The sequence below is a fragment of the Arthrobacter sp. 10L430 genome (assembly GCF_056395245.1).
In genome coordinates, this window is the sequence record NZ_JBFTJD010000002.1 from 304,150 (window position 1) to 317,048 (window position 12,899).

Genomic DNA, 12,899 nt, shown 5'->3' on the forward strand with positions numbered 1-12,899 from the left:
AGGATTCGCCGTGGCACTGCTCGACAGCCTCCCCCGCCACCTTTTCAGCTCCCGCGGCTGGGGACTCCTCGCCGCCGGTGTCATTTCCCTGCTCTGCGCCCAACTCATGGGCCGCCGGGATCTCCTCGCCCTGGGCGTGCTGCTGGTGGTGCTGCCCCTTATTTCCCTCGCCGGCATCAGGCTGGTCAAGCCCCGGTTCCGCGTGTACCGCGAGTTCAGCCCGTCCACTGTCGAAACAGCCTCCATCACCACCGTGCGGCTGGCCGTTGCCAGGACAGGCCCGGGAGTTGGCAGGGTGATCATGGAGGAACGACTTCCGACGAGATTTGGGGAATCGCCGGCGTTCCGGTTTCCCGCCAGGTCCGCCAGCGGCGGAACGAGCCGCTACGAGTACCGGCTCCGCTCCGGGAAGCGGGGGCAGTTCCTGATCGGCCCGGTGACGGCCGAGTTCACAGATCCGTTCGGGCTGTCGCTGCACAGGCACACCATTGACGACGGCGACACACTTACCGTGACGCCGGCCGCCGTCGAACTTCCTGCGACGGGACTGGCCGGGGCCCGGGGAAACGACGGCATCACGGCAACCCGGATCCGGGCCAATCCCAGTGACGACGACGTCATGACCAGGGAGTACCGGCACGGTGATCCGATGCGGCGGGTCCATTGGCCCGCGACCGCACGCCACGGCGTTCTGATGGTCAGGCAGGAGGAATCGGTCACCACGCCGGAGGCGACGATCATCCTGGACCAGCGGTTCATCGCGTACTCCACCGGCTTCGGGTCGGTATTCAGCGGTGCCGGCGGTGATGACGGCCACGACCTCGTCACAAGTGACACCTTCGAGTGGGCTGTCACGGCCACCATGTCCGTCAGCGCGCACCTCGCCGAGCGCAATTACGCCCTCCGGTTCCTGGACGCCGCGGGGGAACCTGCCTTTCACCGCTCACCCTCCGCACCCGAACCCGACAATGAGGAATACAGCGGAGCAGGCGGACTCCAGTCCATCGCCGAAAGCCTGGCCGCCATCCAGCTGTCCGGCCCGCACCACATGCGCCGGGACCATGACACGGCCCGCAGGGAGCATGCCGGGAGCACCGAATACGGGCAGGCTGTCTTCGACGACCGGCTCATTGACAAGCTCGCAGCCCACCGAATGCGCGGTCCGGTTCTGGCGGTCCTCGGCAAAATTACGCTGGCCGAGGCCCGGTCGTTGGCGCCCGCCGCGGGCTACGCCGCAAACGCTTTCGCCATCGTGATCAGCGACAGGCCCGCGGAGTCCCACGATGCACTTGAGGCCCTGCGCCTCGGCGGCTGGCGAGCCGTCGCAGTGGATGCCTCCACATCACTGCCCGCCGCGTGGACCTTCTTCGATGAAGGCGGAGGGGCCCTTTCAGCCGCGGCTGCCGACGTACGCCGGGGTGCGGGGGTGGCGCGGTGACGCTTGCCCCCCAGCGCCAGACGGACGCCAGTTCCCGGCCGTCCCCAGTCTCGCCCGGCCGGAGCCCGCGGCGGCCCGGTGCCGGCGCCTACCCGTGGGCCATGTCAGGAGCCGTGGCGTTCGCCGTGGCCGGGGCGGCACTGTCCCTCAACGGCGTGCTCAGGGGCTGGGGTTGGTACCTGCCCGTGCTCACGACCATCGTGGTGGTTTCCCTGGCCGTGGCCGGACTCCGCGCCCTGAGGTCCCAGCCGTTGCTGGTCACCCTGGGGGCCTTCGTTTCGCTGGTGTTCATCCTGACCTTCACGTTTTTCCGGCGGGACAGCATTGTGGGCTTCATCCCGTCCGACGCCACCATGGCCGCGCTGGGCAGGTATCTCCGCCGGGCCAGCGAGACGGTGCTGTCCGAGAGCTCGCCGGTGGCTCCGAACGCCGGCATCGTTCTCGTCACCTGCGCCGCCCTGGGGCTGGTGGTCATTCTCGTGGACGCGCTTGCCCTGCCACTGGGCATGCCGGCCACAAGCGGCCTGGGCCTGCTGGCCGTACTCGTGGTGCCGGCCATGATCAAGCCGCAAAGCGTCGGTCTGGCGGGATTCCTCGCAACGGGTGCCGGGTTCCTGCTCATTCTCGCCTGCAGCCAGTGGTTCGCTCCGGATTCACGCATCCAGGCTGACACCGCCCGGAATCCCGGCCAGGTCAAGCGCGCCGCAATGACCGGCGCCGTTGCGCTGGTGGCCACACTGCTGCTGCAGCTGGTCATCCCGGGCTTCGACGAGGGCACCTTCCCCCAGGGTTCACGGCTGAATCCGTGGGCCTCATCCAATGGCCTTAACCCCATGATCAGCCTGGGGAACAGCCTGCGCCAGCCGACAGGCGACGGCCGGATCACGTATGCCACCAATGCGACCACCCCGCTCTATCTGCGCTCCGTGACCGTGGACCGGTTCGACGGCGATGCCTGGTCACCCGATGACCGCGATTCGACCCGACGGGCGGGCGCCGGCCGCATGGAGGTGGGCCATGAGATCCTGGCGCCGGAACAGGTCCGCGAGGTCACGGCTGTCAATACCGGGGATTTCACCAGCCCTTACCTTCCGGTGCCCTACGCCCCTGAGGCGGTTAACGGCCTGACCGGCAGGTGGAGCTGGGATCCTGCCACACTGAGCATCAAGGGCACGGACACCAACTCGAGAAACCAGCAGTACTTGGTCCGGTCCTCGGCCCCGAAACTGACGACGGAGCTTCTGGACCAGTCTTCGGCCCCCGTGCGGGGGATCCCCGACGAGTTCATCAGACCACCCGCCAACGTGCCGGACATCGTCAGGACAACCGCCGACTCCATAACGCAAAACGGCAGAACCGCGTATGAAAAGGCGATGGCAATCCAGAGGTACCTGCGTGCCGGAGACTTCACCTATTCCCTGGAATCGCCGGTCCAGGGCGGCTATGACGGCAACGGCTTGTCCGTGCTTGCGGACTTCCTGACACAAAAGAGCGGCTACTGCATCCACTTCGCGTCTGCCATGGCCGTGATGGCCAGGGTCGAGGGGATCCCCAGCCGGATCGCGGTGGGCTATGCCCCGGGCAGACTGACCGGGGCCACGGTGTCCGTCGCGGGCCAGGGAGCACTTCCCGAGTTCGAGGTGGACGCCCGCGACGCACATGCCTGGCCGGAACTGTATTTCCAGGGACTCGGCTGGGTTCCGTTCGAGCCCACTCCGTCGCGCGGTGTGGTGCCGCCGTATGCCCAGGACTCTTCGTCCTCCGGGGGGGCCAGCACGAATGATGGGAACAACGACGGCCTGCTGCCCACCAGTGGTGCCACTGCCGCTCCCGCGCCCGGACCGGCACCCCTCCCCCTTCCAGGGACGGGGGGAACCACTTCCGGGAGCCAACTGGTTCCGGCGCTCTACGGTACGGCAGCCGCGCTCCTGCTGGTCCTGGTTGCCGCTACCCCGCGGCTCTTCCGAACCAGCCTGCGGCGGCGGCGCCTGAGGGGACCGGCCCGGAACGGGCAGGCTGCGAGGAACGGGCAGGCAGCGCAGAAGGGGCAGGCAATGGCACCGCTCGCGTGGGCTGAGCTTCAGGACCTCGCCACGGACTATGGCGTACGGCCAGTACCCAGTGAAACGCCCCGCACCTTTTCTGCCCGCTTCCGGGGTTCACCGGCACTGATCCGGTCCGACAAAGCGGGGCCCGAAGCCTCGGAGGATTTGGTGCATCGCACGGCTGAGGCAGCGGTGACGGACCTCACTGGCGCCTTCGAACGCCATCAGTACGGACGGCCGGGCAGCCCGGTTGAGACGGCCGGTCCCGCTGAGACCGTCCGGCTGCCGGACCCCTCCGCGGCAGACAAGATCCGTGCGGTGCGAAAGGCGTTGCGCCGCAACGCCGGCCTTCCCGGCCGGCTTCGCGCGGACTGGCTGCCGCCGTCGGTCATGTCCCGCTTCGGCAGAATCGCGGGTGCGCCCTTCCGGGCCGCAGGCCGCGTCGCGGCAAAAGCCGGACGCGCCGCCGCGGGCTCCTGGAACAGGGCCCGCGACGGCCTGCGGCGGTTGCGCGAAGGCTAGCCGGCGTAGGGGTCGGCGATGCCGATGTACTGGGTGTAGAGGTATTCCTCGATGCCCTCGAGGCCGCCCTCGCGTCCCAAGCCGGACTGCTTGACGCCGCCAAACGGTGCCGCTGCGTTGGATACGACGCCGGCGTTCAGGCCGAGCATGCCGGTCTCAAGGCGTTCGCCCATCCGGATACCGCGGTTCAGGTCCTTGGTGAAAACGTAGGCAACGAGTCCGTACTCGGTGTTGTTGGCCAGTCGGATGGCCTCGTCTTCGGTGCCGAAGGTGATGATGGGGGCCACTGGTCCGAAGATTTCCTCGGACAGGATCCGGGTGCCTTCGGTGACGCCCTTGAGGAGGGTGGGCTGGTAGAAGTAGCCGGGCCCGTCGACGGGAGCTCCGCCGACGACGGCAGTGGCTCCGGAGGCGAGGGCATCGGTGACGAGTTCGTGGACCTTGTCCCGGCTCTTGGCGTCGATCAGCGGGCCCACCTTGGAGTCCGCCTCGGTGCCGCGGGCGGTGGTCATGTCCGCCATCTTCGCGGCGAATTTCTCGGCGAACTCGTCCGCGACGGATTCGTGCACGATGAAGCGGTTCGCTGCCGTGCAGGCCTCACCCATGTTGCGTAGCTTCGCCAGCATGGCCCCGGCGACGGCGGCATCCACGTCGGCGTCCTCGAACACCACGAACGGGGCGTTGCCGCCGAGCTCCATCGAGGTCCGCAGCACCGTCTCGGAGGCGTCCGAGAGCAGGCGGCGGCCAACTTCGGTGGAGCCCGTGAAGGACAGCTTGCGCAGCCGGGCATCCTTGACCAGCGGGCCCGTGGTGGCACCGGCCGTGGACGTGGGGATCACGTTCAGGACACCGGCGGGCAGGCCGGCCTCCTGCATGACGGCGGCGAACAGCTGGGACGTCAGCGGGGTGAGGTTCGCGGACTTCAGGACCATGGTGCAGCCGGCGGCAACGGCCGGGGCGATCTTGCGCGTGGCCATGGCGAGCGGGAAGTTCCACGGGGTGATCAGCAGGCACGGGCCCACAGGCTTCTTGGTGACCAGCAGACGGGACTTCCCGTCCGGGGACACCGAGTATCGGCCGAACGCACGGACGGCTTCCTCGGAGAACCAGCGCAGGAATTCGGCGCCGTAGGTGACCTCGCCACGGGCCTCGGCCAGCGGCTTGCCCATTTCCAAGGTCATCAGCAGCGCGAAGTCCTCGGCCCGCTCGGTAACTAGCTCAAACGCCCGGCGCAGGATCTCGCCGCGTTCACGGGCAGGGACCTTCGCCCAGGAATCCTGCGCGGCGGCGGCCGCGTCAAGGGCGGCCATGCCGTCCTCGGGGCCCGCGTCAGCGATGCTCAGCAGGACCTTGCCCGTGGAAGGATCCTCGACGTCGAAGGTCTTGCCCGACGCCGCGGGACGCCACTCGCCGTTGATGAGCAGGCCAGTGGGAACAGATGCGAGCAGTTCGCTTTCGCGCTCTGCGGTAACAGTGGACTGTGCAATAACAGACACGGTGACTCCCTCGTCAGCAATTGGGGTTGCGGGTTGTTCAGCTCCTGCAGCGGACGTGGTGCCCGCTGCCTTCGGCTTTCTTGGCTGGTTTAATGCCACGGTACTGCCCGCGTCTCTCCAATGTCTACGCATGCGCGCACTACAGGTGAGCCCATCCGCTGTGCACCTGCACAGCCCAAGCCGCCTTGGAATTAGCGCGCTGCGAGCACCGCTGCGTAAAGCTCCCGCTTGCTGACTCGAGCCTCCTCGGCCACGGCGGCCACGGCGTCCTTGAGCCGGAGGCCCTGCGAAACCAGCTCGTTGACGGCGGCCACAATATCCTCCGGTGTTCCCGGAGCCTGCTCCGGCGCGCCACCCACAACCACGGCGATTTCACCGCGGACCTCGTTGGTCTCCGCCCACTGGAGCAGTTCACGCAAGGATCCGCGAATGACTTCCTCATACGTCTTCGTCAGCTCGCGGCACACGGCTGCTTTACGGTCCGGCCCGAACCGTTCATGCAGCGCCCGGAGCATGGGTTCCAGCCGGTGGGGTGCTTCGAAGAAGACCATGGTGCGGCGTTCGGCGTCGAGATCCGCCAGCCGCGATGCCCGCTCCCCTGCCTTGCGCGGGAGGAACCCCTCAAAGCAGAAGCGGTCGGTGGGGAGGCCGGAGAGTGCCAGCGCGGTGAGCACCGCGGAGGGGCCGGGAACGGCGGTGACCGTGAGCCCCGCCGCCACGGCGCCCTCAACCAGGCGGAACCCGGGATCGGAAACCGCCGGCATGCCGGCGTCCGTCACCATGACAATCGTCTTGCCCGAACGGACCTGGTCCAGTAGCTCTGCTGTCTTGGTGGCCTCGTTGTGCTCGTGGTAGCTGACGACCCGTCCGCTCACGGTGACGTCAAGGCTCTGCACCAGCCGGTGCAGGCGCCGGGTGTCCTCGGCGGCAACGATGTCGGCGGAGCCCAGCAGTTCGATGAGCCTGGCCGAAGCGTCGCCCACGTTGCCGATGGGCGTGGCCGCCAGGATGATGCGCCCGTGACGGTCGCTGGAAATGTCCGGCCCCGAGTCCGCGGCCGGTTCGGAGGTGCTGGTCTGCGGCTTGCTCGGTTCGTGGTCCACATGTCCAGCCTACTGCCGGCCAGCGGCCCCGCGGCACAAGTCCCCGCGGAAGGAAGACCCTGCAGAACGACTTGGCAAAATGACCCCTGCAGAAGACGCACGGCGGCAGAAGGCAGCAAAAGGTAGCATGGGCACGTGACGCAGACCTCCGTGCGGCCTGACGCGGCCGGTTCAGCCAGTACACCGGCTTCCGCCGCACCCGAGGGCCGCGGCCTCGAGGGTCACGGCTGGATCAGCCGGCCCTCGGAGGCGTTTAACGTCGAAGCCCTGAGCCAACGGCTTATCGGCGGCATCCGCAGCTGGCGCGATTACCCGCCGTCCCTCAGGCTCTGGTTCTGGCTGGTCCCGGCACTGACCGCCGCGGTGGGCGGAGTCCTGCGGTTCGACCGCCTGGACATGCCGCGGAGCCTGGTCTTCGATGAGACGTACTACGTCAAGGACGCCTACTCGCTCCTGGTCAGCGGCTACGAGCGGAGCTGGCCGGACAAAGCCAACGACTCATTCGTCGCGGGCAACCCGGGGGTGCTCCTGACTACCCCGGAATACGTGGTCCACCCGCCTGTGGGCAAGTGGATGATCGCCGCGGGCATGTGGCTGTTCGGCCCGGACAACCCTTTGGGCTGGCGCTTTTCAGCGGCGCTGACGGGCACGCTGTCCGTTGCGCTGCTCGCGCTGATCGCCCAAAAACTCTTCCGGTCCGTGGTGCTGGGGGCAGCAGCGGGGCTGCTGCTCGCCGTCGACGGCCACCACCTGGTCATGTCACGCACATCGCTGCTGGACATCTTCCTCATGTTCTGGATCCTGGCTGCCTTCGGGGCGCTGCTGATGGACCGCGACGACGGCCGCCGCCGGCTGGCGGTCCGCCTGGCCCGGCAGGCGGCCGCCTCTCCCTTCGGGAGACCGTCCCGGCTGCAGCTCCTGAGCGGGCCCTGGCTTGGTATCCGGTGGTGGCGTGTCCTCGCGGGTGTCTGCCTCGGCCTCGCCGTCGGCACCAAGTGGTCGGCGCTCTTCTTCATCGCCGGCTTCGGCCTCCTGACCGTCTTCTGGGACCTGAGTGCGCGCCGGACCGCGGGCATCCGGAGCTGGATCAGCGCGGGAATCATCAAGGACGGCCTCTTTGCGTTCCTCAGCATCGTCCCGGTGGCCGCGGTGACCTACGCCGCCACCTGGACGGGATGGTTCCGGTCTACAGATGCATACTACCGGCAATGGGCCAGAACGAATCCCAGCGCTGAATGGGGCTGGCTCCCGGACTCCGTGCGGTCCCTCGCGCACTACCACCTGGAGGCCTACAAGTTCCATCAGGGGCTCAGCTCGGAGCATCCCTACGAGGCGAGCGCGTGGAGCTGGCTGGTGATGGGCAGGCCAACGTCGTTCTACTATGAATCCCCCAAGCAAGGCTCCCCCGGCTGCGATATTGCCCACTGCACATCGGCCATCCTTTCGGTGGGAAACCCGCTGATCTGGTGGGCTGCCACCGTTTCCCTGGCGGTACTGCTCTTCTGGTGGGCAGGCCGCAGGGACTGGCGGGCCGGCGCCGTGCTGGCGGCGGTGGGGTCCGGCTACCTCCCGTGGTTCCTGTATCCGGAACGCACCATGTTCTTCTTCTACGCCGTGTCCTTCGAGCCGTTCCTGATCCTCGCCCTCGTGTACTGCCTCGGCCTGGTCCTGGGCCGAAGGACTGACCCGCTGTGGCGCAGGCGGTCAGGACTCTACGGGGTGGTCCTGTTTGTCGTCGGGGCGGTGCTGCTCTCGGCCTTCTTCTATCCCGTGTGGACTGCCGAGATCATCTCGTACCAGGACTGGCGGATCAGGATGTGGATGCCTTCCTGGATCTGAGGCACGATTGCTTCGAGCAGCTGTACGGCTGACTGGCCTCGCTGCTGAAAGCCTTAGAGTCGAACTGGCCGGTCTTCACCTGATGGCGTTTCGGCGTCTGTTTCCGGGTCCGCGGCATCGTTTTTCCGGGACTTTTTGACGGCCTTCGGCAGGCCGCGGCGGCGCCGCGTGGGCCACGTCAGGATCAGCGTAACCACCGCAGCGACCAGGACAAGCCCCGCGATGACGATGCCGGCGTCGACCCAGAACTGTCCGGGGAACAGCCGGATAAGCGTGTCCTCCAAGGCAAACGTCCAGGTACCGTTGGCGAAGAAAATCCGGTGGAATTCGGTGAAGAACTGTTCCCACCCCAGCACGGCCAGCACGCCGAGGCCGATGATGATCGCCAGCGTGACGATGGAACCGGCGAACAGGCCGCGCCGAACCCCGCCCGTGCTGCGGCGGCGAAGGTAAATGATGGCTGCGATGCTGACCAGCGCCAGGAGCGCTCCGGCGCCGAACGCCGATAGGATGACGAGCTTGACGTCGGCCATGTGGCTGACTTCGCCGTCCTTGAAGAGCTTCTCCCCGCTGCGGTTCACCAGCTCGCCCAGGTACCGGGGCCCCGACCAGTTACTCAGGTAATCCACGGCGTAGGATCCGTAGGTCATGCGGTCGTCGGAATTGAAGCCATAGCCGTCGCCCGGAAAGCCCGGGCGGTGGTACTCCGCCCAGAGAAAGAGAGGACTTGTCACTGCGCGCACGGCAAGGACCAGGAGGATCACGGGGTAGAAAACAGCCAGCAGGACCTGCATGACGCGCGGCAGCACCGGCTTGGCGTTCGCCGCCTGCTCGCGCTCCGCGTTGCGCCGCTCCACGTCTTCGCGCGGAGGGCGGATCTGGAGGGCCGAGGTTGGCAGCGGTTCGCTGAAGTGGGCGCCTGAGGCGGGCCCGGATGCTGGTGGGGCGGTGTCCGGCGCCTCAGCCGTGGCATTGTCCGCAGCGGCAGCCTCGGCTGCTTTGCGGTCGGCCCTGCTGCCTGGCTGGGCTGGTTCGTCCCGCGCCTGGTCTTCACGGCGGCTGCTGCCTTCGGTGGCTGCGTCGTCCATGGCTGCGTTCGCGGGGACTGCGTCGTTGCGGGTTTCATTCCCGCGGTCCGAGAGGCCGCGCCCTTCGGCCGGCCGGGACGACGGGGCAGCCGTCATCCATTCGAACGCCGGCTCGTCTGAATCGTTGGCAGGATCAATCGCAGGATCGTCGGCTCCCGGCTGCGGATCCAGCTGCGGATCGAGCCGTCCGGACGGGGTCGGAGTATTGTCGTTCACTGCAGCTTCACTTCCGTAGGCGTCCGCGCTCCGGGTCGAGACCAGGCAACGCTGTGTATCTCCTGAAGAGCCTACCGTCAGGCACTCCGGCACGGCGAGGTGACACCCGCGCAGCCGGAATCATGCCGCTATTTCGTTATAACCCGCGAGGCTGCCTGGCGGCGGATGCCGTCGGCTAGCGCTTGGAGTACTGCGCCCAGGGAATGTTCCAGTCCCCGTAACCCTCGAGCGGTTCAACGGGTGCCGCGCCGGTGTTGAGTACCTGGACCACGTCCCCTGTCTTCATGTTGTTGAAGAACCACACGGCGTCTGCGGGCAGCAGGCCCACGCAGCCGTGCGACACGTTGGACACTCCCACGTAACCCCACGCAGATTCGAGGGCCTGGTGGACGTACACCCCGGAGGATGTGAGCCTGTTGGCGTACTCCACGGTGAGGGGCGGGTAGTAGCCTTTGTCGCCGGGTTTGAGGCCGATGCTCCCGGCGTTGAACTTGGAGCGGCGTTCCTGCTCCATGATCACCGCGAAGCCGGAAGGTGACAGCCAGTCGGAACCGCCCAGGGTGACGGGAGCTGTCTTCACGAGCTTCCCGTCGAAGTACACCTTCATGGTTTTCGTGTTGTCGTCCACCACGGCCAGCCTCTGGGGTCCCACCTTGAACTGCACTTTGGCATTGAAGTTGCCAATCATGTGGTTGCCGAAATCAACGCCGAAGAGCTTCATGTCCAGGGCGACCCGGCTGTTGGACGCCCAGAACTTTTCGGGGCGGATGCGCACGCGCTGGTCCGAGTACCAGTGCCAGGCCACGGGCTGCTTGGACGAAACAGTGATCTTGACGGCCTTCTCCACGGCCGCCTTGTTGGCAACTGGCTCGCTGAAGACGATGTCGATGGGCTGCCCCGATCCGACGGTGGTGCCGTTCTCCGGGTACACGGCGGCATCCGCCTCGTTGGCGCTTTCGACGGTGGTGAACGTCTGCGCCTTCCTGGTCTCCCGGCCCGCCTGGTCAACGATCGTGAAGCTGTAGCTGTACGCCGTGTTGAACTGGAGGGGATCCAGGGTGGTCCAGGTGGTGCCATCGGCGCTCACGCTTCCTTTGACCGGCGCGCCTCCCGCCGTCGCGGCCAGGACAACGTCCTTGACCTTGCCGTTTACGGCTTTGACTGAGGGTGCCACGGCGGGATTGACGCTCTTCGCGCCGTCGGTGGGGGTCACACCAAGTTCCACGGCCTTGACCACAGGGGCAGCGAGGCCCGGCTCGTTGCGGACCGGGGTGGAGGCCTCGGATTCCGGCGCGGGGTTGGCCCACCCTGGCGCGGTGGCGACGCCGATTCCGCCGGCCGCGACAGCAGCGCAAATCGCAGCGACCGCGAGGATCTTGCCGATCTTACGGGTGCTCTTTTCCGTCATGACTGGTTCTCCATGTCCCCCGCCGGGCCGCCAATCGGCGTCCATCCCTGTGCCCAGCAGAAACGCTGACCAGTCAATTTTATCGCACAGGAGGGCCGCGCCCGTCCGGGCGGCGCGGCAGGCCTTCGTGCCGGGAGGCCCGCTCAGGGCTCCCGGCACGAAGGTCCAGCAATCAGAACGACCGGGCAATCAGAACCGGTTCGAGTCTCAGTACCGGTAGTGCTCCGGCTTGAACGGGCCGGCCACGTCCACGTCGAGGTAGTCCGCCTGGTCCTTGGACAGTTCCGTCAGTTCGACGCCCAGGGCATAGAGGTGCAGTCGTGCCACCTTCTCGTCAAGGATCTTCGGCAGGACGTAAACCTTGTTTGCGTACTCCCGCTCCCCCTCAGGCTGGTCCTTCTTGGTGAACAGCTCAATCTGGGCGATCGTCTGGTTGGCGAACGAGTTGCTCATGACAAACGACGGGTGGCCTGTGGCATTGCCCAGGTTCAGGAGCCGGCCTTCTGAAAGGACGATGATGGACCTGGCATCGGAACCTGCCGGGGCGTCGCCTTCGAACACCCACTCGTGGACCTGCGGCTTGATCTCAACTTTTTTGATTCCGGGCACCCGGCCGAGGCCGGCCATGTCGATCTCGTTGTCGAAGTGGCCGATGTTGCCAACAATGGCCTTGTTCTTCATTCCGATCATGTGTTCGGCCATGATGACGTCTTTGTTGCCCGTGGTGGTGATGAAAATGTCTCCCTGAGCCAGGACGGACTCGAGCTTGGCCACCTGGTAGCCGTCCATGGCGGCCTGCAAAGCGCAGATGGGGTCGATCTCGGTGACGATCACCCGGGCTCCCTGGCCGCGGAGCGCCTCGGCGGCGCCCTTGCCGACGTCGCCATAACCGCAGACGACGGCGACCTTGCCACCGATGAGGACGTCGGTGGCCCTATTGAGGCCGTCCGGCAGGGAGTGGCGGATGCCGTACTTGTTGTCGAACTTGCTCTTGGTCACGGAGTCGTTGACGTTGATGGCCGGGAAGAGCAGCTTGCCCTGTTCCGCCAGCTGGTAGAGACGGTGCACGCCAGTGGTGGTCTCCTCGCTGACGCCGTGGATGCCGGCGGCGAGCCGGGTCCACTTCTTCGGGTCCTCGGCAAGGGTCCTGCGCAGGACATCCAGGACGATGGCGTATTCCTCGGGGTCGTTCGCTGCGGCGGCCGGAACGGCGCCGGCTGCCTCGAACTCGACGCCGCGGTGCACCAGCAGCGTGGCGTCGCCGCCGTCGTCGAGAATCATGTTCGGACCCAGCTCGGGGTTCGTGTCGGCGCCCGGCCAGGTGAGGATCTGCTCGGCCGTCCACCAGTATTCCTCAAGGGTTTCGCCCTTCCAGGCAAAGACCGGAACACCCTGGGGGGCTTCGACGGTCCCCGTGCCCACGACTACGGCGGCGGCGGCCTCGTCCTGGGTGGAGAAGATGTTGCAGGATGCCCAGCGGACCTCTGCCCCGAGTGCGGTGAGGGTCTCGATGAGGACGGCGGTCTGAACGGTCATGTGGAGCGAGCCGGCGATCCGCGCACCCTTCAGCGGCTGGCTCGGCCCGAATTCCCTGCGGAGCGACATGAGCCCCGGCATTTCGTGCTCGGCGAGGCGGATCTGGTGGCGGCCGGCCTCTGCCAGGGAGATGTCGGCAACCTTGTAATCGAGAGTCATGGGAGTCCTTTGCTGTATCCGGCGTCTTGCCTTCTGCGGTGCGGGCTGG

Annotated in this window: 8 protein-coding genes; 3 read left to right on the forward strand and 5 right to left on the reverse strand. The window is 66.9% G+C overall.

What is annotated here, in order from left to right; genetic code table 11:
- The first annotated feature begins 10 nt into the window (after nt 1–10).
- Both AC1DDG_RS03560 and AC1DDG_RS03565 read left to right on the forward strand, forming a co-directional pair.
- Nucleotides 11–1,438 (forward strand): DUF58 domain-containing protein, encoded by a 1,428-nt coding sequence (locus tag AC1DDG_RS03560; protein WP_230119851.1) that lies wholly within the window; start codon nt 11–13, stop codon nt 1,436–1,438.
- Nucleotides 1,435–4,005 carry a transglutaminase TgpA family protein gene (locus AC1DDG_RS03565; RefSeq protein ID WP_476874970.1) on the forward strand — a complete coding sequence of 857 codons (2,571 nt, stop codon included), beginning with the start codon at nt 1,435–1,437 and terminating at the stop codon, nt 4,003–4,005. The genes AC1DDG_RS03560 and AC1DDG_RS03565 overlap by 4 nt, the downstream gene beginning before the upstream one ends.
- Here the strand turns inward: AC1DDG_RS03565 and AC1DDG_RS03570 are convergent.
- Complete coding sequence (locus AC1DDG_RS03570) at nt 4,002–5,501, reverse strand: NAD-dependent succinate-semialdehyde dehydrogenase (protein WP_230119853.1); 1,500 nt, start codon at nt 5,499–5,501, stop codon at nt 4,002–4,004. The genes AC1DDG_RS03565 and AC1DDG_RS03570 overlap by 4 nt on opposite strands.
- Before the next feature lie 191 nt (nt 5,502–5,692).
- The gene (rsmI, locus tag AC1DDG_RS03575) at nt 5,693–6,538 is read right to left on the reverse strand and encodes a 16S rRNA (cytidine(1402)-2'-O)-methyltransferase (RefSeq protein ID WP_476875024.1); all 846 of its coding nucleotides are present in this window, start codon (nt 6,536–6,538) and stop codon (nt 5,693–5,695) included.
- A gap of 201 nt (nt 6,539–6,739) precedes the next feature.
- Here rsmI and AC1DDG_RS03580 point away from each other — a divergent pair, with 201 nt between their 5' ends.
- Nucleotides 6,740–8,443 carry a dolichyl-phosphate-mannose--protein mannosyltransferase gene (locus AC1DDG_RS03580; protein WP_230119854.1) on the forward strand — a complete coding sequence of 568 codons (1,704 nt, stop codon included), beginning with the start codon at nt 6,740–6,742 and terminating at the stop codon, nt 8,441–8,443.
- A gap of 53 nt (nt 8,444–8,496) precedes the next feature.
- On the opposite strand, the gene AC1DDG_RS03585 is transcribed toward AC1DDG_RS03580, so the two are convergent.
- The 3 genes from AC1DDG_RS03585 to ahcY form a co-directional block, all read right to left on the reverse strand.
- Complete coding sequence (locus AC1DDG_RS03585) at nt 8,497–9,747, reverse strand: TIGR01906 family membrane protein (protein WP_476874971.1); 1,251 nt, start codon at nt 9,745–9,747, stop codon at nt 8,497–8,499.
- 175 nt (nt 9,748–9,922) lie between these two features.
- A complete protein-coding gene (locus AC1DDG_RS03590) occupies nt 9,923–11,155 on the reverse strand; it encodes a L,D-transpeptidase (RefSeq protein WP_230119856.1) in 1,233 nt (410 codons plus the stop codon).
- Nucleotides 11,156–11,362: 207 nt separating this feature from the next.
- Nucleotides 11,363–12,850 carry an adenosylhomocysteinase gene (gene ahcY, locus AC1DDG_RS03595; protein WP_476874972.1) on the reverse strand — a complete coding sequence of 496 codons (1,488 nt, stop codon included), beginning with the start codon at nt 12,848–12,850 and terminating at the stop codon, nt 11,363–11,365.
- Nucleotides 12,851–12,899 lie beyond the last annotated feature (49 nt).